Consider the following 22,429-nt stretch of genomic DNA (forward strand, 5'->3'; position numbering starts at 1 on the left):
TGAGGCAAACGGACGTTGCAAACCTCAGCGAACGAGATGCCAGTGGTCTGGTGTTGCGAACCAAATCGGATCATGGCCGGTCAACAACTGCACGTTCAATCAGGCGGTGACGCATCATGGACAACCCATTTCAAATCATTACCGATGCCTTCGCGCCGGACTATCAGATCAATCTGAGCATTCAGGGCCTGGACGGCAGCATCATGCTGACGCTTTCCAACGCCGGCCGCATCGTGGCCAAGCGCATGATCAGTGCCGAACAGCGCAATGATCCCGAGCGTTTGAAACGGCTGGTGCAAAGCATCCAGTTCGGCATCGCCATCGAACAGGGCCACAGCGCCATGTCGATTCTCGAAGCCATGACCAGCGGCGTCGGACTGACCCCGCCACCGCCACGGGTCAAAGGTCAGCCCGGCCAGGCGGCGGGCCTTTAGAGCTCGCCCTTTTCCACTTCAGGATGCTCGCTGGAACCCGTGCCGATCTTGCGCTGCGGGTTCTCGATCTTCACTGAGGGGAACTGCGAGGAGGCGTAACGCACTACCAGAATCGCGAATGCCAGTAACAGAATGCCGCCGCACAGGTAGATGATGCCCATGTCCGGCGGGTTGTGGTGCGAGACGTTGGAAATCAGCAAGCGCGTCAGTGCAGTGATCGCCACGTAGATCAGGAAGCGCACCGGCATGTGGTTGGTCTTGAAATAAATCCCGACCATCGCGCCCAGTTCCAGATAGATGAACAGCAACAGGATGTCATCAATCTTGATGTGCCCGACTTCGAGCATGCCGAGAAACTCCATCACCGCCGCCCACGCCGTCACCGCACCGATGGCGAACAGCGCCAGGTAATGAAAGGTTTCGACGAACAGGTTGCCCAGGGACTCGGCCAGTTGGTGCACGTTGCGCCGCAGTTTCTCGGCCCAGTTGATTTTCACGATGAGTTTCCTTAGCCCGTATCGGGCGGATGATGCGTATCGCACGTGACGGTTTTGCGCGTGCGCCTTGTAGCCACGGTTTTCATGCAGGTTCAGGGCCACGCATCATGGCGATCCGCCGCAAATCCCGCGCCGTGGCGTTTGGTCGCACCGCTGGATTTTTTGTGGGAGCGAGCCTGCTCGCGAAGAGCAGCGACACGGTTCCCTGACAAACACCAAATCCGGTCTACATTGAAAAGCCACTACCCATGGCGCAGGGATTCGCTTATCCTTTTCGCTGTATATGGATACAGTAGTCGTCAAGACAACTTAATGTGAAGGCATGTGAGGTGGTGAATGGCCGTCGAAGTGGTATACCGCAGCAGCCGAGATCTGGAGCGCTTGTTCATGGATAAAGCCGAAGCTGATCGTCATGACAAAATGCTCGAACTGGCCGAATATCTGGCCGATGTGCTGCAAAAAGCCGTTCCGTCCCTGACTGAACAGCAAGTGGAAGAAGCCGGAATCTACATGGCGAAGAATCGTGATGTGTTCGCCCGAGCATTCAAGAGCCAGCCCGATGCGCTGTCGGAGCTGATCAATGCGCCGGCCGAGCCTGTCGAAAAAGCTGAAGCGACAGAACCTGATGAGACGCCGACGAAGCCAGCCAAAGCAGCGAAAGCGCCGAAGTAATTAAAAAGATCGCAGCCTTCGGCAGCTCCTACATTCCGAGTGTAGGAGCTGCCGAAGGCTGCGATCTTTTGCTTTCAGCGATACAAAACCTTCTCCGCCAACTCATCCGCCACCCGCGCCGGCGAACGCTTTTCCGCCTGCGCGTGGGCAAAAACTTCGGTCAACCGCGAACTGATTTTCGACAGATGCGCCGTGATGGTCGGCAATTCCTCACCGCGATGTTTCAGCGAAACGTAGATCAGCCCACCGGCATTGATCACATAATCCGGCGCGTAAAGAATGCCGCGCCGTTCCAGTTGATCCGCCACATCCAGATGGGAAAGTTGATTGTTCGCCGAACCGGCCACAGCGGAACAGCGCAGTTGCGACACAGAGTGACTGTTGAGCACCCCACCCAAACCGCAAGGCGCGAGAATGTCGCACGGCGTGCTGAGCAATGCGTCGTTGGCGATCGGATGGGCATTGAGCTGCTCCATCGCCAGTTGCACCTTGCCGTGGTCGATGTCACTGACCAGCAACTCGGCGCCGGCAGCGTGCAGTTGCTCGGCCAGTGCATAACCGACGTTGCCAAGCCCCTGAATGGCAATGCGCAAACCTTCGAGGTTGTCGCTGCCCAGACGCGCCATCGCTGTGGCGCGAATGCCGGTGAACACGCCCATGGCCGCGTGCGGTGCCGGGTCGCCTGCCGAGGTGGTGCTGGTGACATGCCGGGTCTGCTGGGCGATGCAGTCCATGTCGGCCACTGAAGTACCGCTGTCGATGGCGGTGATGTAGCGGCCGTCGAGTTGCTCGATACAACGACCGAAAGCCTCGAACAACGCGGCGCGATTCTCGACATGGACCGGGCGCACGATCACCGCCACCCCGCCACCCTGCGCAAGGCCGGCCAGCGCCGCTTTGTAGCTCATGTTTTGCGCCAGGCGAATGGCGTCCTCGACCGCAGATTCGTCGTTGGGATAGGCAAGGTAACGGCAGCCGCCCAAGGCTGGCCCCAAGCGACTGTCATGAATGGCAATGACCGCCTTCAACCCGGTGACCGGATCCACGCTCAGGTGCAGCGATTCCAGGCGAGTGCTTTGCATGAGAGCGAACATCGATAGGCTCCCGAATCACTTCTTGTAGAACGCCAGTATAGGCTTGCCCCTGAAAATTGCTGGCGCGCACCGGCATGAGCCGCCGAGCGGACAATGTCATGCCGCAATAAGTCGCGCTCAGCGAGCCCAGCACTGGACGAACAACCCGGACGGGGCTAAAACGAGGCATTGGAGGGAGATTCAGATGAGTGCGCGCCAACGCTTTTTCGAATGCCTGCATCGTTCACCGCCAGCCCTGCTGGAAGCTGCGCTGTGGATAAGTGCCGAGCACGACAAAACTCTCGAGCCCGAGACATGGTTGCGTACCTTCAAGGATCTGCAATTACGCGTCAGCTACGGCCTGCCGATGCTGCCGGTCAGCGAACTGGCGCAACCGCTGTTGCGGCGCATGGTCGATCTCGGCTTCGCCCAGGATGATTTCCTGCCGCTGCGTCCACAGGCAGCGCTGCTGCATCGTGTGTTACACACCCAGCGGGGTCAGCCGTTGGCATTGGCGTTGATCGCACTGGAACTGGCGCATGGCCTCGAGATTCCTTTGGTCGGGGTCAACTTCCCCGGGCATTTCCTGTTGCGGGTACCCGGCGCCGACCACTTGCTCGACCCTTGCGGAGGTCGACGCTTGTATCCCAACGACTGTCGCGAGCTGTTGCAACGTCAATACGGACCGAACATGCAGCTCAGCGCCGAGCATCTGCTCACCGCGACGCCAGTGCAGATGCTCCAGCGCCTGTCGCGCAACCTGCGCCAATTGCATCTGACCCACGACGATCACATCGCCGCGCTGATCGACGCGGAACGAGTGCTCGAACTGGGTGGCGCGAAGGCTGCCGATTACATGGCTCGCGCCAGTTTGTATCAACGGCTGGATTGTCCGAACGCTGAACGCTTCGATCTGGAGCACGCGCTGTTGCTCAGCGAAGATCCGATCCAGCGCCTGCGCCTGACCGAACGCCTCGGTCATCTGCCGCCCAACTCCGTCGTTCATTGACCACCTTCCGCAGGCTTGTCCCCATCCTTGAGCCCACACAAACCTGTGTGGGAGCGAGCCTGCTCGCGAAGCAGGCACCTCGGTCTCCGGTCAAACCACGTTATCGTTCTTCGCGAGCAGGCTCGCTCCCACGGTGGCTCGGGAGGCATCAGTCGGCGAGCGCACCTGAATGATCAGCAGCGCGGCAATCACCGCCGGGATCGCGCAGAAGAAGAAAATCTGCTCCACCGGAATGTGCATCGCCAGCAGCAGACTGCCGAACAGCGGCCCGAGGATCGAACCGAATCGGCCTACGCCCAATGCCCAACCGGTACCGGTGGCGCGCACATGAGCCGGGTAGAAATTGCTGGCAAAGGCATTTAGCGTCAGTTGCCCGCCAATGATGCAGAACCCGGCGGCAAACACACAGGCCACCAGAAAACGCGGATCGTCGTGGTTGAGCCCGAGCAGAATCGTGCACAGCGCCGCCCCTGCCAGTACGCCGGACAACAGGCGCACCTTGCGTTGCAACCGGTCGGCGAACCAGGCCATGCAAATCGCGCCCAGGGTCCCGGCGAACAGGAACATCGACGTCACCAGGTTGGCTTCGTTGAGTTTCAAACCGCTTTCCAGCAGCAGTGTGGGCAGCCAGCTGATCATGAAATACAACAGAATCAGGCTGACAAAAAACGTCGCCCAGATCAGCAGGGTCGGCCGCGCATAGCCGTTGCGAAACAACTCGACCACGGTCAGTTTGCTGCCCAGTTCGCGCTCATTCTGCTCGACACTGGCGAGCGGTGGCTGCCAGTCCGGCAACATCCGCGCGGTGACCTTGCGCAGCCGTGCATACGGCGGTGCATCACGCAGCAAACGCGGCAGCGACTCCGGCAGCTTCCACCACAGAATAGGAAACAGCAGCAATGGCGTCACGCCGCCCGCGAGGAACACTGCCTGCCAACCGAACTGATCGATAAAACCGGCCGCGACAAAACCGCCCGCCGCCCCACCGAACGAGAACCCACAGGCCGCCAGCGTCACCATCAAGGTGCGCAGACGCGGTGGCGAATATTCCGACATCAAGGCCATCGCGCTGGGCATTGCGCCGCCCATGCCGATGCCGCAGATGAATCGCGCGATCATCAGCGTGTTGAGCGAATCGGCGAACACCATCAGCACCGTCAGCGTGGCGTAGATCAGCACGCAGCCGAGCAGAATCCGCCGCACACCGAAACGGTCAGCCAGTGGCGTAACCGCGAGAGACCCGAGGGTGAGGCCGAGCAGGTTGGCGCTGAACACCGGGCCGAACGCAGACTTTTCCAGACCCCAGTCCTGAGCCAGCGCGGGCACCACATAACCGAGCACCTGGGCGTCATAGCCATCGGTGACCAGCAACAACGCCAGCAGGATCAGAAGCACCCACTGATAGCGGGACACAGGCCGGGCGTCGAGCGCCGCGCGGAAGCTGGCAATCTGGTTATGCATCGCAAGGTACCTGTTTTTGTTTGATCGTTCCCACGCTCCGCGTGGGAATGCCGTCCCGGACGCTCTGCGTCCAATGTGACGCAGAGCGTCACGAGATGCATTCCCACGCAGAGCGTGGGAACGATCATTTAGGGGTGTCTGGCTGGTTGGCAGGATGCGCCTTGATAAACGCCGGATGTTCAGCCGCCAACGCAGCCACACGGCAGATCTTCGGATATGCCTCCAGGCTGACGTTGAACCGCTCTGCCGCATACAACTGCGCAATCAGATACACATCCGCCACACACGGCCATTCGCCAAAACAGAAACCGCTGTCGCCGATCAACTGCTCCACCGTCGCCAGACCTTGGCTGATCCAGTGGCTGATCCACTCCACCACCTGCGCCTCATCCTGCCCCGACTGGCGCAGGCGATTGAGCACGCTGACGTTGTGCAGCGGATGCACATCGCAGCCGATCACCGCCGCGACAGCTCGCACCTGCGCACGCGCGACAAGATCATCCGGCAGCAACGGCACCTGTGGATAACGTTCCTCCAGATACTCGATGATCGCCGGCGACTGAATCAGCAGCGCGCCATCATCGGTGCGCAAGGCCGGCACCCGACCCTGCGGATTGAGCGCCAGATACGCCGCTTGCCGATGTTCACCACCCGACGGTGCGATCAGGTTGATCGGCAGCGCCTGGTAATCGAGCCCTTTCAATGCCAGCGCAATGCGCACCCGGTACGACGAGGTGGAACGGTAATAGGTAAAGAGATCCATGAGCCGCTCCCGTCAGCGTGCAGCGATCACGGTGCCGCGACATTCGCCGAAGCCGATCGAAGCAAACCCTTCGCGGGCACAGCGGGCGCGCAGGATGATTTCGTCACCGTCCTCGAGGAACTTGCGCACTTCGCCGGAAGCCAGTTCGATCGGTTTCTTACCGCCCTCAGTGATCTCCAGCAAGCTCCCAAACTGGCCGTTTTCCGGGCCGGACAAAGTGCCCGAACCGAACAGGTCACCGGCCTGCAACTGGCAGCCGTTGACGCTGTGGTGCGCGACCATTTGCGCCACGGTCCAGTACATGTAGCGGGTGTTGCTCAGGGTCAGGCGATGGGCCGGCAGGTTCTGCTCGCGCATGGCTTCGGTGCGCAGCAGCACTTCCAACTCGATATCGAAGGCGCCGCCGTCCTGATCACGCTTGTCGAGCAGATACGGCAGCGGCTGCGGATCACCTTCGGGGCGCGCAGGTTGCGCCGTGCGGAATGGCTCGAGCGCTTCGCCCGTCACCACCCACGGCGAGACGCTGGTGATGAAACTTTTCGACAGAAACGGCCCGAGCGGCTGGTATTCCCAAGCCTGGATATCCCGTGCCGACCAGTCGTTGAGCAGGCAGAACCCGGCGATGTGCTCGGCAGCGTCAGCGATGGCAATCGGCTCGCCCATCTCGTTGCCCGGGCCGATCCAGATACCCAGCTCCAGTTCGTAATCCAGACGCGCGCAGGGGCCGAATACCGGTTCGGTCTGGCCGGCCGGCAGCGTCTGGCCTTTCGGCCGGCGCACGTCGGTGCCGGAGGCTCGCACCGTGGATGCGCGGCCGTGGTAACCGATCGGCACGTGCTTGTAGTTCGGTAGCAGCGGGTTATCCGGACGGAACAATTTGCCGACGTTCTGCGCATGCTCGATGCCGACGTAGAAGTCGGTGTAATCGCTGATTCGCGCCGGCAGGTGCATCTGGCAATCGGCAGCCAGTGGCAGCACTGTCGCACCTTGCGCTTCGATGCTGCCGCGCAGGGTGCTGCCTTCACTGAACAGTTCGATCAGCCGTGCGCGCAGGGCCACCCGCGCTTCACGGCCGAGTGCGAAGAACGCGTTCAATTGCCCGCCGTGCATGGCTTCCACGGCACTGCGTGCAACGCCGTCGAACAGACCGGCCTCAAGCGCGACTTGCAAATCGAAGATGTGCTCGCCGATCGCCACGCCTGCGCGAGGCGTCGAACTGTTCAGGCTGAACACGCCCAGCGGCAGGTTCTGCAAGGGGAAATCACTGTGACCGTTGGCCGAAGCGACCCAGCTGCGAGTAATGGAATTGTGTGTCATGAGTTATCTCCGGGTCGGGTCGAACGTAGCGGGCAGTGTCGCCCAGCAGCCGTCGTAACTGGATTGCAATTGTGGGCAGTCGAGGGCGAAACGGCTTGGGCGCAGCACCTGGCTGGTCTCGAACATGAAGGCCATGGTGTTGTCGATTTTCGTGGGTTTCAGTTCGGCATTGATCGCTTTGGTGCAGGTCTCGCCGTCCGGACCGTGGGCGCTCATGCAGCTGTGCAGCGAAGCGCCACCGGGCACGAAGCCTTCGGCCTTGGCGTCGTATTCGCCCTGGATCAGGCCCATGAATTCGTTCATCAGGTTGCGGTGGAACCAAGGTGGCCGGAAGGTGTTTTCGGCGACCATCCAGCGCGGCGGGAAGATCACGAAATCGAGGTTGGCCAGACCGTGCACGCTGGTCGGCGAGGTCAGCACGGTGAAGATCGACGGATCGGGGTGATCGAAACTCACCGTGCCGATGGTGTTGAAACGGCGCAGGTCGTATTTGTACGGCACGTTGTTGCCGTGCCAGGCGACGACATTCAGCGGTGAGTGATTGAGTTCGGTGGCCCACAACTGGCCAAGGAATTTCTGCACCAGAGTGGTCGGTTGCTGGAGGTTTTCGTACGCGGCGACCGGGGTAAGGAAATCCCGGGGATTGGCCAGACCATTGCTGCCGATCGGCCCCAGATCCGGCAAGCGCAGCGGCGCGCCATGGTTCTCGGCGAGGTAACCGCGCGCCTGCGGATCGAGCAGTTCAACGCGGAATTTCAGACCGCGCGGCAGCACGACGATTTCCAGCGGTGCCACTTCAAGCACGCCCAGTTCGGTGGCGATGCGCAGTCGGCCGAGTTGCGGCACCAGCAGCATTTCACCGTCGGCGTTGAAGAACACACGCTCCATCGAACGGTTGGCTGTGTAGTTGTAGATGCTGATGCCGGACGGTTTCTCAGCCCCGGCGTTGGCGGCCATGCTGACCAGGCCATCGATGAAATCCGTCGGTTCGGTCGGCAGCTCCAGTGGATTCCAGCGCAGGCGATTGGGCGTTACTTCACCCAAGGGCCCGCCCGCCAGTTGCCGTTCCAGTTTGACGAACGCCGGGTGATTGGCCGATGGCTGAATCCGGTACATCCAGGTGCGTCGCGCTTCGCTGCGCGGCACGGTGAACGCGGTGCCGGAGAACAATTCGGTGTAGAGGCCGTACGGGGCTTTTTGCGGGGAATTCTGGCCAACGGGCAGCGCGCCGGGCAACGCTTCAGAGCTGAATTCGTTGCCGAACCCGGACTGATACGCCAAAGCCTGAGCGGTTGAATCGAGGTTCATGGAGCCTCCTGAACAGGGAGTCGGCAATGGCCCATCGCTCTGGCTCAGAGGTCTCGGCACGCCGGGGTTGTTATTATCGTAATCTGATTACGCATAACGTAATTTGCTCGCTATCCAGCGTCAAGCTATAAAGACGCCCATTCGAACCGGAACCGCCAGCCCCATGGAAAAAACCAGCGACAGCAACGGCAAACAGAAAGTCCGCTCCGCCGAGGTCGGCACTGACATCCTCAAGGCCTTGGCCGAGTTGTCGCCATCGACTTCGCTGTCGCGTCTGGCCGAACACGTGCAGATGCCGGCGAGCAAGGTGCATCGCTATCTGCAAGCGTTGATTGCTTCGGGATTTGCCGAACAGAACGCCGCCACCAACCATTACGGCCTCGGTCGCGAAGCGCTGCGGGTGGGCCTGGCCGCACTCAACAGCATGGACGTGCTGAAGGTCGCCGCCCTGCCGCTTTCCGAGTTGCGCGACGAACTCAACGAAACCTGCTTCCTCGCGGTGTGGGGCAATCAGGGCGCAACCGTGGTGCATATCGAACCGGCGGTGCGCGCGGTGACGGTGGTGACGCAATTGGGTTCGGTGCTGCCGCTGCTCAGTTCGTCCACCGGGCTGGTGTTCAGCGCTTACCTGCCACACCGGGAAACCGATGAATTGCGCGAACAGGAAATCGCAGTCGACGAGCATCCGCTCAAGGACGAAACAGCCTATGCAGCGCTGTGCGAACAGATCCGCGAACGCGGTCTGCATCATGTGCACGGTTTGTTGATGCCGGGTGTGGATGCGCTTTCTGCGCCAGTGTTCAACGCGGTCGGGCAGATCGCCGCGGTACTGACCATCGTCGGCCCGACCTCGCTGTTCCACGCCGACGAAAACGGCCCGGCGGCGCAGCGGTTGTTGGCTGCGACGCGGGCCGTGAGTTGGCGGATGGGTTATGAAGGATAGGTCCGGACTATGAGCACTCGAAACGGCTCAGCGCACTGTGGTCTTGCTCAATGCGGTGCCAGCATCTTCCATCAGTGACTTGAAGAAGCCGATCAGCTCATCCTGGGGGTCTTCATGGCCGGTGTAATACGTAACGAGTTCGGCGACCGTCCGAGCGTCTTCAAACATGTCGAGAAACGAGCGCTGCACCCGGGTAAGTTGTTTTGCGGGTGCGCCCGCCGCCGCAGCCTTGCCTAATGTCAGCAATCCGGTCAATACATCGCGTACATGTCCCAGCGCAGCGGAATAATCCCCGCGTCGGTGCGACTGTGATGCATCGTAGATGCTCTTCATCATTTGAACGGCGACGACCACCGTACCTATCGGTGGCACCACGAGGCTGACAATGTTTGCGGCCTTCAACAGGTTGTCATAAATCAGGCTGGCGATTACTTCATTGAGACTGGTGGTGCGTTCGTCTATGTCACTGAGTACTCGGCGTACACGCTCGTCATGGAAAGTAAACAGATCAGGAAGCTTTGCGCGATTTTGCGTGCGGAGGACCGGTCTGGTATCAAGGGTGGCAACCAGGTCATCGAAATAACTTTCAACCACCTGCTTGTCAACCAGCATTATCCGCCCACTGTAATACTCTCTGAACGGACCATATCGGAAACGAATCGAAGGAATGAACTCTGCGATCGGCCGGAAGCTGACAAGATCCGGCGCGTCAGGCGTGTAGAGCAAATCATGGAAACCGGATAGCAGTTTCAGACGAAATATATAAACGCCACCCACCGTGCGGTCCCAGGTTGCTGCCAAACCCAGCTTACCAACGTTTAACTTGTAAAGTCCCTCATCACCCTCAAAGTTGTCATTAACGATCGACTGATATCCACCACTTTCCTTCAGACTATCAATGACGCGCTGCACCGCTGCAAAAGTCTCAGACGACAATCTGCCGTTAAAAAAGTCGGAAAACGCGTTGCAGTTCATTTCACAACGAATTTTTCGAGCGTGCACCGCACGTTTGAATGCGTAATCCGGGTGAGCCTTGTCCAGATACTGTTCCTTCAGCATTGCGGCATATCGGTCACCGGGGCGGAATGTTTTCGACAGCGAAGAAAGGTCGCGGATATCCAGTTTTTCAATATTGGGATGCCCATTCACCAGATAGTATTTTGGGCTGAATTTTGTTTCGTAAGCCGGATGCACCGCTTCAAAGGCGAGCCCCTCGAGCAAGACGTCGGTCACACTCTTACGATAATCTTCGGTCTGCACAATAATATGGTCGGGATTGACCGCAACGTCAGTCCCGCGAGAACGCAGGATTTCTTCTATTTGTGCTTTAACGGCGTCATAGGTGAATTGCTCGAACGTCGGGAATCCGTTGTCCCGCGCATCCACTGTGGACAGCGCCTTGAGCTCGGTGGTCAAACCGGCGTAGCGCTTGCGGCCTTCGAAACCAATCGCCCGATAAGCTGCCGGTGCAATGGCTTTATGCAGCGCCACTTCAGCGCGGTAGGCGACATTCACGTAGTCTGCCAACGGGGCTTCAGAGTCCAGATGCAGGTCAACCGGTTGACCATCCAGCGTATAGCTATATTCCAGCTGTGAGAGAGCATTGACGCGCAAAACACCCGCACCGTTCAGGTAGTCTGGGTGGATCAACAACGCCGCGTATTCACGATTTGAGGTCAGCGCCGTCTCCAACCAGCGGTTCGCCGCGTAAATATTGGAAAACTTGTGCAGTTCGAAATCACCTGCAGGGGTTTTGATGAACATCAGCGACGGTGCGTATCCTCCGACCGAGATCATCAGGACATCTTTCAACGCAGGTCCATGTAATCTGATTTTCAATCCCTGGATAGTCACCGAGGAATCACTGGCCATGACCCGCTCGATAATTTCCGCATCGGTGGAATCCAGCCGCCCAGAGTGCCGGGCAACAAAAACCGCAAACTCCATCTGGCTGAACAGATAGTTACGATAGGCCTCCTGATAGTCGACAGAAGGTGTTGAAGCGAGGTCCTGTGCATATTCTAACCGAACGTTGCGGTGCGCCAGCCACTGCTCAAGTGCTTCGGCCGTGAACCGGCTTCCATTGGGCGCGCCGGTAATAGTGAGGGTGGCTTTGTGATCATTGTCATGCAGGCCGAACACAATAAACTCTGTCAGAGTCCGGGTATCTTCCTGCTCAATAGTGCGACCGGCAATGCGCAGAGTGTAAGAGCTATGGACGCTGATCGCCTCTGGATCCAGCTGTTCGCCGAGGACCCGCCCGGCCCATCCAGCGAAGGTACGCAAAACATAGTCTTTGAACGAAAAGCATGCATCGAACGCAGTTGAATAATCAGCCTGGTATTGATCCCTGGAGTCCTCGAGTTCGGTATATCGCTCTTGGACGTCACTGCTGGCGGCCACCAGCCAGTTTGGCCATTCGGTACGTTTCAACGCGCGCCAAAGCAGGAAGAAGCGGGTATTTATGCCATAGCGCAGGACATGCATTTGCTGGTTTTCCTGCAGCGCAGAGGTCAGCGTAGTATCCAGTTGCTCACGGCCATCGACCAATGCCGACACGCTGTCAAGCTGGCCCTTGAGATGTGCCTCTGCGCAGAACCGATGAGCGCTCTGACCGGCTTTCAGATATCGGATCTGGTCGCCGGGCACAGAGAGTCGGCCTTGCAGATGTTCGTGCAATTCGCTGTTTTTCTCAAATAGCTCAAAGCCGTTTTCCGGCGTATGCAGGAGATAGCTGGTTGACTCATTGACCAGCGGCATTTCCGCTTCCGGACGCTCGGCATTGTCAAGAACGAAGCAGGGCTGCAACGACTGGAGATAATCCGGCACAGGCTGGAGGTTGACTTCAAATGTCCCGCGGCCCATGCCGTCGAGAAGATAAGCGAATCTCTCACCCAGACTGGCGTCAAAATTATTGGCCATGACCGATAGCGAAAGCTCTGCACTCGTGACCGACGCGTAGGCCTCGATGAATGCCTGCTTGTTGGACGACGACTCAGCGTCGGGACGAGCGGATTGCACCGAAGCCGCCCAGAACTTTCCGATGTCGCTGCGCAGCGCTGTTGGCAGTCCGGCAGACACTGCCGCAATTAGATCTTCGACAATCAGCGTATCGAGGGTTTCGACCTTGAACTGCTCGCCAAACGTATCCGGGAGAAGGAAAACTCCATCGCTGCCGTCAATGTAGAGCGGGCTGACATTGTTATCCAGGCAATAAAGAGTCACTTCCCAAAGCGTGCCCGACGGTCGATTTTCATCAGCCGGAAAAACAGGGTCTGTGTTGATGTACACCTTATCGATATCAATATTCTTGCGCAGCCGTGCCAACTCACTCTCAAGCAAATTCCGCACTGTATCTGCCACGGTCGGCATTGCATCGATGATTGCAAAAAGTCTGGATTTTGCCTGACTTGCCTTTTCCCACTCTTCAGCCCATGTAACTTGCTCTCCGAGCGAATGGCGCATCAGGCTTTTAAACAATTTACTCACAACTTGTCCTTGTTTTATAACTATCCAGAGCTGCGATTGCAGCCACTGCAGATAGCCGGCAAGGTAAATTCTTTTTCCACCGACCAAAAGGCCCAACAATTTACAAAACATGCACAACGAAAGGAAACAAACTAACTTTAATTAATCTTTCACAGCCCACTAAACAATTAGTCCCATTACCTTGGCTTTCGCCACAGCCTGGGTTCTACGCTCCACACCCAACTTGCCATTGATACGCCTTGCGTGAGTCTTGACGGTATGTAATGAAATAAAGAGCTTCTCGGCAACTTGCTGATTCGAAGCGCCTTGAGCAATAAGCATCAGCACTTCGCGTTCACGCCGACTCAGCCCCGGCGCAGGGTCGCCCGGCTCGGAATGCAAAGGCGGAACTTGCGCCCCGGACATTTGGCCGGCATTGCCTCGGCGCAATTCCCATTCCCGCAGGGCCTGCTGTAACCGGCAGCGCTCCACCAGCATCCCGGCGCGCTGGAAAGCTTGCTGTGCCGCTGCCGTGTCACCGCTCGATTCGGCCAACTCGGCGCAGGCCAGCAGTAACTCCGTTTCCGCCGTCAGCATGCCTTTGGCATGGGCGTGACGTAATAATCGCTCAATCGTTGGCAGACAATTTTCGGATCGATTCAATTGTGCATGCGCGCAGGCGAGCAGGTATTCAATGCGGATAATCAGCTCAAACGTCGCGGGAGGCGCCTGCAGCGCAGAAGGTCCACAGTAATGCCGTAACAGCCGGCCCAGCGCCTCCTGCACCAGTTGCGGCCGGCCCTGCTGCAACCAGAACTGGCTACTGACCTGCAGCACGACGCCGCGATAAACCGTATCGGGAATCTGCCGCTGTTGCATGACCCTCTCCGCTTCGCGCAGGCGTTCGAAAGCGCAGGCATAATCGCCGCGATTACCGGCCAGTTGCGCCTGCCCCAGGTAGCCATACAAGACCCGTTTGTCAGCACTGCGCGAGCAATCCTCAAGGCCGCGGCTGAACAGGTCCGCGGCCTGCACCTCAAGGCCCATGCACAGCGCCAGCCGTCCGCGGCGCAGGGCAATCCGGCCGAGCAGCGGCGTGGGCACCATGATGCGCTGGCGCAGCAGGTGCTCGATGTCCACCAGCAGATTCTCTGCACGCAGGGGCGCCCCGCGCTGCTCGAGCCATTGCGCGTGGTCAAGCTCAAGCAACCCTTCGAACAGCAATGAGCCGTGAGCACGCGCCAGGCACAGCGCTTCGCGGTTCAGGGCATGGGCCTGATCCAGCTCACCGCACAGTAACGCCTGCTGGGTCAGCCCCGACAGACACATCAAACGGGCCTGCCAGGCATCATCCGCCAGCGCCGCCAGCGCCTCCTGAAAGCAGGCGCGCGCCGGCTCCATCTGCCCTTGCAGATGACTGAGCCAGCCCTGTTGCGCTTGCCAACGCGCCAGCAACTGCTGTTGCAGATGCGCTGTCGGCTGCGGCATGAAGCGCGCAAGATGGGCCAGGCATTCCCCGGCCTGTTCGAATCGGCCGGCGAACAACAAAGCCCCGGTGACCAGCCCGATCAACTGCGCAGTCATCAAGGTCAGCTCCTGACTCTGTTGCTCATGCAAGCGCAACAGCAGGACGACGGTCTGGTCTTCGAACAAGTCCTCAAAGCTCAGATGCTGCAACAGGCTTACGGCGGTTTCGTATTCCTCGGCCAATAACGCTTGCTCGAACGCTGCTCGCCAATCCTGCGTCGCGGTAAACCACTGACAGGCGCGCCGGTGCCAGGAACGCGCGCACGGCCAAAGCGACGCTTGCATGATTCGCGACAGCGGGCGGAAGACCTGTAGCCAGTCAGCGGAGTCCTGCCATGGCTCGATAAAACAGCCCAGCACCTGCAGATCGTGCAGCAATTGCGCGCCTTCGCCGGGGCCGAACAAGTGCTCGCATAACGGCGCGTTGAACCGTGGCAGGTGAGCCAGAACACGCCACGCCTCGTCCTGCTCCGGCGTCAGGTGGTTGAAGAGTTCGTGCTGCAGATAGTCGAGCAACGTGTCGACCCGCTGCTGCGGCTGCGGGTTCTGCGACCAGTCGCACTTTTGCAAAATCGCCATGCGCGCGCCTGCGCACCAGCCGCCGGTACGCTCAAGGATACGAGCGGCGACACGGTCCGCCTGATCTGGCGGCAAATGGCGCAACACCGATACAACCTCATCGTGAGTCAGCGCCAGACTGGCGGGCTCGGACTCGTAGAGTTCGTCATCGAGCAACAGCCGCGGCCAGTTGCACTGCGGCCGGCGGCGAGTGCTGAGCCACCATGTGAGCATCGGGCTGCTGACCGCCAGCAAGCGATCCAGCAGAGCATCCAGAGGCGGATTTGGCTGACGACAGTAGTCGTCGATAAACAGCGAAGTCGGCCTTGACCAATGCGCCAGCTCCGTCATCAGTTGCGGTATTTCGAGACCTTCGACCAGTCCGAGCGCCCGCGTCAGACGCAGGCAGAATTCCTCGGGGCTGAACGCTGCTCCTGCCAGCGGCAGCCAAATGGCCTCGCAATCTGAGCGCACCTGCAGAAGGCATTCGGTCAGCAGTGCGGTTTTGCCGCTGCCTGCGGGGGCACATAACAGCCTGACCCGCGCGCTTGATGCCAGCAACGGTTCGCTCAGGCGATTGCGAGGCTGATGATGTGAAGAAAGCCTGGGCAGAAATCCGGGTCGATCCAGGCACGCGGTCATGGCGGTCATCGGGTGAGCCTTCTTATCGTTGTGCGCTCACCCTAGCCCTCTCCCGCGCCCTTGTTGACGAGTATTCAGCACGCTGATTGATGACCATAAAAAAGGCGACCGTGTGGTCGCCTTTTGTCCAGCGGTGGCGGCCAATCGTCAGCGTACGCCTTCGGCGCGCAGGGCCGATGGCGTGTAATCGGCAGCCTTTGCTTCGAAGCCGAATTCGAAGCTGTGCTTCTCTTCGTTCTTCATGCCCAGAGCAATGTAACGGCCGGCAATGATGTCGTAGAGCGCTTCCAGCGTGTAGGCCTGAGCCTGGTGATCGTAGTAATACTGAGCGTGGCCTTCGGCGACGCGCCACAGTTGCCCGCGACCGTCGTAGTGATCGGCCAGTGCCACTTGCCAGCTGTCTTCGTCGATGTACATGTGGCGCTTGGCGTAGATGTGCCGCTCGTTCGGTTTCACCGTGCCGATCACTTCCCAGACGCGGTGCAGTTCGTAACGGGTCAGGTCCTGATTGATGTGCCCGGCCTTGACGATGTCGTCGTACTTGAGCTTCGGCGAGTCGAGTTTGTAGCTGTTGTAGGGAATGTACATTTCCTTCTTGCCGACCAGTTTCCAGTCGTAGCGATCCGGCGCGCCGGAGAACATGTCGAAGTTGTCGGAAGTGCGCAGGCCGTCAGCCGCTGTACCCGGGCCGTCATAGGCCACTTGCGGCGCCCGACGTACGCGGCGTTGACCGGCGTTGTAGATCCACGCCAGACGCGGTTCCTTCACCTGATCGAGAGTTTCGTGCACCAGCAGTACGTTACCGGCCAACCGCGCCGGGGCAGTCACCGATTGCTTGAAGAAGGTCAGCACGTTGGCGGCTTTTTCCGGATCGATGTCCTTCATCAGTTGCGGCACGGCGATCTCTTCTTCGAAACGGATCGGCGTATAGCTGCCGTTGGTCTGCGGCGTGACTTGGGTGATGATCCGCCGCAGGTTGCCGCCGTGATAACGGGTGATGTGGTTCCACAGCACCTCGACGCCATTCTTCGGAATCGGGAACGCGTAGTAGCGATTGCCGGTGAAATTGGCCAGGCCGTTGCCGTCATTGATCGCGTTGACGTTCAGCGCGCTGCGCTTGGCCGACTCGTAGATGTCCGCCGGCGCACCCACAGTGCGGTGGGTCGGGTAGACCGGGATTTTGTAGGTTTCCGGGTAGCGTTTGAACATCGCCACCTGGCCATCGGACAGCTTGCTCTTGTACTGCTCGACGTTGACGGCAGTGATGGTGAACAGCGGTTTTTCGTTGGCAAACGGGTCGGCGAGGAAGCCTTTGCTGTCTACCGCGCCGGCGTTTTTCGGGATACCGCCGGTCCAGGCCGGAATCGAACCGTCAGCATTGCCGGCCTTCTCGGCACCGAGCGGGGTCAGGCTGGTGCCGAGTTTGTTCGCTTCATCCGGCGACACCGCCGCCATCACCTTGGCCGCCAGCAGACTCAAGGCCAGCACGCCACATTGCAGAATCGTTTTGCGCATTGCAGTCATCCTTCTCGGGCAGATCAGAAGTTCACGCCGAAGCTCAGGGCCACGAAGTCACGGTCTTCGAGGACGTTGTAGTCACCACCGAAAAAGTCGGTGTAACTCAGGCTCGCGGTGTAGGTGTTGCGGTAGTCGGCATCGACGCCGAAGCTGATGGCTTTCGCACCTTCGTTGAACAGACCGTTGGGGCCGTAACCGGCAACGTCGTGCGACCACGACAGGTTGGGCTTGAGGTTGATCCCGCCGATGACGTTGGCGTAATCGAGAATCGCCCGGGCGCGATAGCCCCACGAAGTCGAGGTGACGAAGCCGTCGGTGTCGCCGCCGAATCCGTACTGGCCGTACACCGAATCTCGGCCATAACGCAGCTCACTGCGTGACTCCAGACCACCGACATGCACCACCGCCGCTTCGCCGACCACGGTCAAGCGTTCGGCGCCCAGCACCTGATCGAAGAAGTGCGTGAGGGTGCTCTGGATCTGGGTGACTTCCTTGCGCCGGTAGCCTTTGTTGTCGGCACCCGGCGAAGTCGCAAGTGGCGATGCGGTACCGCCGGCAATCGGGTTGACCAATGCCAGGGTCAGATCGTTGGTGTTGACCTGCACCGGTGCGTTCGGCCGATAGCTGATCTCGCCGGTCCACGCGGTGCCGGTGGGCAGAGTGGTGGAGAAACTCGCGCCGTACAGGCGAATGTCTTCCGGGTATTCGAGGTAATACTGACCGCGCCCGAGCATCACACTTTGCGCCAGCCCCGCGCCGCTGCCAGGCGCAAGGCCGTTGGCAATGCCGACCAGACCTGGCAACGCCGCCAGCGTCGACAGCCCCGCCGTGGTGGTGCCGACCGTCGGCGTACGGCTGTGGTAGTTCATGAAGTAGAGGCCGTATTCGGTGTCTTCGCCGAGCCAGCGCAGCGCCGTGCCCCACTGCCCGGAATCCCGCGCATCACGATCACCGCCACGGGGAATGACAACGCCTTCGCGGGTGACCTGAATGCCTTGGCCAAACGCGGTGGTCAGCGGCACCAGCGGCGCCACCGCCGGACTGCCGACCGTGTAACCGTTGTTGCAGCCGTCCGCTGCCACGTCGACGCCAAAGAAGGTGCCGCAGTTGTCGAGAACGGTCTGGTCCCACTCCAGTTGGTAGAAACCTTCAACCGAAAGTTTGTCGGTCAGGCTCTGCGAACCAAACAGCATGTTTACCGGAATCAGGCCTTCCTTGATCTCGGCACCGGGACGGCGGAATGCCGAGACGTCGACCGGGTTGATGCTGTTGATCGAGTTGCCGATGAAGGTACTTTCGCCCCAGCTCACCACCTGCTTGCCGGCCCGCACGGTGCCCGGCAGATCGGCGATGGCGTAGTTGTGATAGACGAAGGCATCGAGGATCTGCGCGCCGGAAGACTTGGCGCCCTCCTTGCGGCCGCTGTCGCTGATCTGTTTGAACTCGCGGTCTTCGTCCTTGAGTTCGAAGTCGTACCAGTATTTGCCCCGCACGAACACGCCGGTGTCGCCGTACTTCAATTCGAGGTCGTGGATGCCCTTGAAGATCTTCGAGAAGGTTTCGCCCTTCTTGAAATTCAGGCGCCCGTCATCACCGGTGGACGATTGTCCGCTGCCGCCATTGACCGTGCCGACCAGCGAATTGTCGGCATCGCGCAGGCCCCAGCTCGCGCCGACCGAAAGTGACGAGTCGAAGGTGCCTTCGATTTCGCCGATGTTGAAGGCGACCGCGTGCGCCTGGGCGCAGCAACCCAGAGCCACCGCAGCGGCCAGCGCCTGCGGTGTGAAGATGGCGCGCATTGTTGTTTTTGTCATGCGTCTTCCCCGGTGAGTGACAGAAGGCCCCACCCTACTGCCGGGTGAAGCGGTCGATAAGCGCACCAAGGAGGTATTTGCGTTGTCGCTCGAAAGGATGAATGGCCATGTACGGCGGGGCCTGGAGTCGTTCATGGACTGGCTGGATGGCACATCATCAGTGCCATGCATGCCCACGCTACTGTTGCGCGCCCCGTAACAGTGCATGTCTGGAATCGGTATTTTTCCTACAGGCGCAAGCCCTTATCCTGAGCGCGCTTTCCCGGCACACGCTGGAAAACACGAAGCCCGCTACGCTGAAAGCGCAAGCGATTGGCTACCGATTTCGGATGAATCGATCTTCGATTTATCGCCCCGCTGTTCACTGACGTTGATTTGTAGCTCCTTGATCCAACGTCTTACCTTGGCCGCTGCGTTTGCAGCGGCCTTTTTTATGGGCGATTTCTTGTGCGATGCGCATGGGAGCGGGAATCAGGGCCCAGCAGCCCTGTGACCGGAGGGAAGGCTTAAATCGAATACTTCTGCAAATTCGCCATCATTTCCTTCAACGCTTCGATATTGTCCTTCGGGTGCGCCGCGCCTTCGAAATCACAAATCTGCTGCCAGTGCGCCGCCACATCCTCTGGCGAGAACCCTTCGCGCGGATCGAAGCCGGCACCGAGGCTGCGCTCCCAGCGCACCTTGCCCATCCAGCCGCCGCCGACCTCGAACAGGCCAGACGTTTCCTGACATTGCTCGCTGCCCAGATACACCACCAGCGGGCTGACCAGTTCCGGCTTCAGTTGCTCGAATACCTGTGGCGGGATCAGGCCCTCGGTCATGCGCGTGCCGCCGGTCGGGGCGATGGCGTTGACCAGAATGTTGTTCTTGCGGCCCTCGATCGCCAGCGTTCGGGTCAGCCCGTACAGCCCGAGCTTGGCCATGCCGTAGTTGGACTGGCCGAAATTGCCGTAAATGCCCGAAGTCGATGCAGTGAAAATCACCCGGCCGTAGTTTTGTTCGCGCAGATGCGGCCAGGCAGCGCGGGTAACCTTATAGGCGCCTTCGACGTGGACGCGATAGACCAGATCCCAGTCGGCGTCGTCCATCTTGTGAAACGATTTGTCGCGCAGGATCCCGGCGTTGTTGACCACGACGTCGACGCGGCCGAAAGCATCGAGAGCGTTCTGCACCAATTTATCGCCGTCGGTGACCGAGTCATGGTTGGCTTCGGCAATACCGCCCGCATCGCGAATTTCCGCCACCACGCGGTCGGCGGCCGAGGCATTGGCGCCCTCACCCTGCGTCGAGCCGCCGAGATCGTTGACCAGCACCTTGGCACCCTGCCTGGCGAACAGCAGCGCATGCGCACGACCGAGGCCGCCACCAGCGCCGGTGACAATCACGACTTTATCTTCGAAACGCACGGGTTCATTCATCGCAGCAACTCCAGCAGGCCAAGGGTTAATGCTCCCGAGTGTCAGGCACGACGCTTTGGCTCACAACGAACACGGCTGAGGCTGAATGGTGCGCGATAAGGTAGGGGGATGGTCGAGACTGTATAGCGCCGAGAGCGAGTGCTCCCGGTGAAATCAGGAGTACGCCACTTTGCGCGGAGGCAATACCAGACGATCACGAAACGCCAGATAGTGCTTGAGCACCTGCACCGGCGCCTCGGTCTGCGGGTAGTGGCCGATGCCCGGCAACAGCACGGTGTCCGGATCAGGGATCAGTTCGCGATAACGTTCGACCATGTGCACGCCGGAGATCGGATCGACTGCGCCGTCAATGACCCGTAGAGGAACGTCGCCACCCTGCATGGCCGCCACCCAGCGCTCGCGCTGCACCCGGCGTTCGGGAATGTAGGTGATCAGTTTGTGCAGAATGCGCGGGCCGTGGTTGCTCTCGACCAGGCTCCAGTAATCATCCAGTTCGCTTTCAGTCGGCTGGGTCTGCGGGCCGAAGATCTGCCGGAAACCTTTGACCAACGCCTCACGACTGAATGCGCGACCAAGCAGCCAGCCAATCGGGCTGAGCAGCAGTTTCTGCATCAGCAGCGGACGATGGGTTTCCGGAAACAGACCACCATTGAGAAACACACAACTGGCAACGTCGAGGTGTTTTTCGTAGTGCCGCGCGAGCAATTCCTGAGCGACGCTATCGCCATAATCGTGGGCAAGAAGGTGCACCGCTTGTTCAATCTGCAGATGGGCGAGCAGCGCCTGCTGCAGATCGGCCTGCTCCAGCAGGCTGTAGGTGTGACTGCGCGGTTTTGCCGAATCGCCGAAGCCAAGCATGTCGCAGGCGATCACCTGATAACGCTGTGCCAACGGCTGCCACAGGTAGTGCCAATCCCAACTGGCGGTGGGAAAACCGTGAATCAACAACAGCGGCTCACCCTGTCCCGCCACCCAGTAATGGATCGTCTGGCCACGAAAAACAAAGGTCCGGCTGCGCTTGCGCCAGATACACAGGGGAATCTCGGCGAGTGGCATTAGAATTTATACCCCGGATCCTGGAGATCGAGTTTGCGCAGCAGCGCCGGCCACGCCAGCGCGCCGCCCATGCCTTGAGCGCTCTTGGTGACGCCGGCAATCATTGCCTTGGCGCCGGCGAGAATCTGCGGTTCGATGGCGATCAGTTCCGTCCCGCCGGTTTGCGCCATGACTTGAATGTCGCAGGCACGCTGGAAGGTGAACATCATCAGAAAAGTATCGGCAATGGTGCCGCCACAGGTCAGCAGACCGTGGTTGTGCAGCATGAGGAAATTGTTGTCGCCGAGATCGGCTTGCAGGCGCGCCTTTTCTTCATGATTCAGCGCCACACCCTCGTAAGCGTGATAAGCCAGGCTCGACAACACGAACAGTGATTGCTGACTGATCGGCAACACCCCCTGCTTTTGCGCCGAAACGGCGACGCCTGACGCGGTGTGTGTATGCAGCACGCAAACTACATCGTGGCGGACTTCGTGAACGGCACTGTGGATGGTGTAACCAGCGGGGTTTATTTCGTAGGGACTGTCCATGAGTTTGTTGCCAGCCTGATCGACTTTCACCAGGCTTGAGGCGGTGATCTCGTGGAACATCAGCCCAAACGGATTGATCAGGAAATCTTCGGTGCCGGGCACCTTGGCGGAGATATGCGTGAAGATCAGATCGTCCCAGCCGTGCAGCGCGACCAGACGGTAACAGGCGGCAAGATCGACGCGGGTCTGCCACTCGGCAGCGCTGACCTGGTCTTTGACATTCGGCGACGATTGGACGGGGGCTACGCTCACTGTATGCACCTCTGCGTTCTTCTTGTTCTGCTCGTGTCAGCAGTCTAGTCAGGCGCTGGGCATCGCGTAGTTGCATTGGCAGCCAGCTTGATGACTGAACGAGTCAGTCGAGCAAACAGCCTGAACCACTTCCAACGCAACGACGCTTGTCCAGGTGCAGCGATATCTC

At 59.6% G+C, this 22,429-nt stretch carries 16 protein-coding genes and 1 pseudogene; 4 read left to right on the plus strand and 13 right to left on the minus strand.

Annotated features, from left to right (window positions below):
- Positions 1-116 precede the first annotated feature (116 nt).
- Complete coding sequence (locus tag ACMYUN_RS10035) at positions 117-434, plus strand: DUF3509 domain-containing protein (protein ID WP_130928281.1); 318 nt, start codon at positions 117-119, stop codon at positions 432-434.
- Here the strand turns inward: ACMYUN_RS10035 and ACMYUN_RS10040 are convergent.
- Positions 431-931 carry a phosphate-starvation-inducible protein PsiE gene (locus ACMYUN_RS10040; protein ID WP_016771633.1) on the minus strand — a complete coding sequence of 167 codons (501 nt, stop codon included), beginning with the start codon at positions 929-931 and terminating at the stop codon, positions 431-433. The two genes, ACMYUN_RS10035 and ACMYUN_RS10040, sit on opposite strands and share 4 nt — an antisense overlap.
- A gap of 336 nt (positions 932-1,267) precedes the next feature.
- Here ACMYUN_RS10040 and ACMYUN_RS10045 point away from each other — a divergent pair.
- Positions 1,268-1,522, plus strand: a pseudogene (locus ACMYUN_RS10045) (YebG family protein); the annotation flags it as partial.
- Positions 1,523-1,677: 155 nt separating this feature from the next.
- Here ACMYUN_RS10045 and ACMYUN_RS10050 read toward each other — a convergent pair.
- Positions 1,678-2,697 carry a Glu/Leu/Phe/Val dehydrogenase dimerization domain-containing protein gene (locus tag ACMYUN_RS10050; RefSeq protein ID WP_415763610.1) on the minus strand — a complete coding sequence of 340 codons (1,020 nt, stop codon included), beginning with the start codon at positions 2,695-2,697 and terminating at the stop codon, positions 1,678-1,680.
- Positions 2,698-2,881: 184 nt separating this feature from the next.
- On the opposite strand from ACMYUN_RS10050, the gene ACMYUN_RS10055 reads away from it, so the two are divergent.
- On the plus strand, positions 2,882-3,685 hold the full coding sequence (locus tag ACMYUN_RS10055; protein ID WP_039759293.1) for a SirB1 family protein: 804 nt from the start codon (positions 2,882-2,884) through the stop codon (positions 3,683-3,685).
- A 90-nt stretch (positions 3,686-3,775) separates the two neighbouring features.
- Here the strand turns inward: ACMYUN_RS10055 and ACMYUN_RS10060 are convergent, their stop codons facing one another.
- The 4 genes from ACMYUN_RS10060 to hmgA form a co-directional block, all read right to left on the minus strand.
- Positions 3,776-5,146 (minus strand): aromatic acid/H+ symport family MFS transporter, encoded by a 1,371-nt coding sequence (locus ACMYUN_RS10060; protein WP_310409035.1) that lies wholly within the window; start codon positions 5,144-5,146, stop codon positions 3,776-3,778.
- A 124-nt stretch (positions 5,147-5,270) separates the two neighbouring features.
- Complete coding sequence (gene maiA / locus ACMYUN_RS10065) at positions 5,271-5,909, minus strand: maleylacetoacetate isomerase (protein WP_415763611.1); 639 nt, start codon at positions 5,907-5,909, stop codon at positions 5,271-5,273.
- Positions 5,910-5,921: 12 nt separating this feature from the next.
- Positions 5,922-7,226: a fumarylacetoacetase gene (gene fahA / locus ACMYUN_RS10070; RefSeq protein ID WP_415763612.1), complete on the minus strand. Its 1,305-nt coding sequence runs from the start codon at positions 7,224-7,226 to the stop codon at positions 5,922-5,924.
- Between the two features lie 3 nt (positions 7,227-7,229).
- Entirely contained in the window at positions 7,230-8,534 is a 1,305-nt protein-coding gene (hmgA, locus tag ACMYUN_RS10075; RefSeq protein ID WP_415763613.1) for a homogentisate 1,2-dioxygenase, read from the minus strand.
- A gap of 163 nt (positions 8,535-8,697) precedes the next feature.
- Here hmgA and ACMYUN_RS10080 point away from each other — a divergent pair, with 163 nt between their 5' ends.
- Positions 8,698-9,477 carry an IclR family transcriptional regulator gene (locus ACMYUN_RS10080; protein ID WP_415763614.1) on the plus strand — a complete coding sequence of 260 codons (780 nt, stop codon included), beginning with the start codon at positions 8,698-8,700 and terminating at the stop codon, positions 9,475-9,477.
- A 27-nt stretch (positions 9,478-9,504) separates the two neighbouring features.
- Here ACMYUN_RS10080 and ACMYUN_RS10085 read toward each other — a convergent pair whose 3' ends face one another.
- The 7 genes from ACMYUN_RS10085 to ACMYUN_RS10115 form a co-directional block, all read right to left on the minus strand.
- A complete protein-coding gene (locus ACMYUN_RS10085; RefSeq protein ID WP_415763615.1) occupies positions 9,505-12,966 on the minus strand; it encodes a dermonecrotic toxin domain-containing protein in 3,462 nt (1,153 codons plus the stop codon).
- Between the two features lie 159 nt (positions 12,967-13,125).
- The gene (locus ACMYUN_RS10090; RefSeq protein ID WP_415763616.1) at positions 13,126-15,681 is read right to left on the minus strand and encodes a LuxR C-terminal-related transcriptional regulator; all 2,556 of its coding nucleotides are present in this window, start codon (positions 15,679-15,681) and stop codon (positions 13,126-13,128) included.
- Between the two features lie 138 nt (positions 15,682-15,819).
- Complete coding sequence (locus ACMYUN_RS10095; RefSeq protein WP_415763617.1) at positions 15,820-17,187, minus strand: DUF1329 domain-containing protein; 1,368 nt, start codon at positions 17,185-17,187, stop codon at positions 15,820-15,822.
- Positions 17,188-17,210: 23 nt separating this feature from the next.
- A complete protein-coding gene (locus ACMYUN_RS10100) occupies positions 17,211-19,004 on the minus strand; it encodes a DUF1302 domain-containing protein (RefSeq protein ID WP_129999908.1) in 1,794 nt (597 codons plus the stop codon).
- Positions 19,005-19,510: 506 nt separating this feature from the next.
- A complete protein-coding gene (locus ACMYUN_RS10105) occupies positions 19,511-20,422 on the minus strand; it encodes an SDR family oxidoreductase (RefSeq protein ID WP_415763618.1) in 912 nt (303 codons plus the stop codon).
- Positions 20,423-20,575: 153 nt separating this feature from the next.
- Complete coding sequence (locus tag ACMYUN_RS10110; RefSeq protein ID WP_415763619.1) at positions 20,576-21,478, minus strand: alpha/beta fold hydrolase; 903 nt, start codon at positions 21,476-21,478, stop codon at positions 20,576-20,578.
- Positions 21,478-22,260, minus strand: a complete 783-nt coding sequence (locus ACMYUN_RS10115) for a class II aldolase/adducin family protein (RefSeq protein WP_039759314.1) — start codon at positions 22,258-22,260, stop codon at positions 21,478-21,480. The genes ACMYUN_RS10110 and ACMYUN_RS10115 overlap by 1 nt, the downstream gene beginning before the upstream one ends.
- Between the last annotated feature and the right edge of the window lie 169 nt (positions 22,261-22,429).

The organism is Pseudomonas sp. CP4 (assembly GCF_047758505.1).
In the GTDB taxonomy this organism is placed as follows: domain Bacteria; phylum Pseudomonadota; class Gammaproteobacteria; order Pseudomonadales; family Pseudomonadaceae; genus Aquipseudomonas; species Aquipseudomonas fluorescens_AO.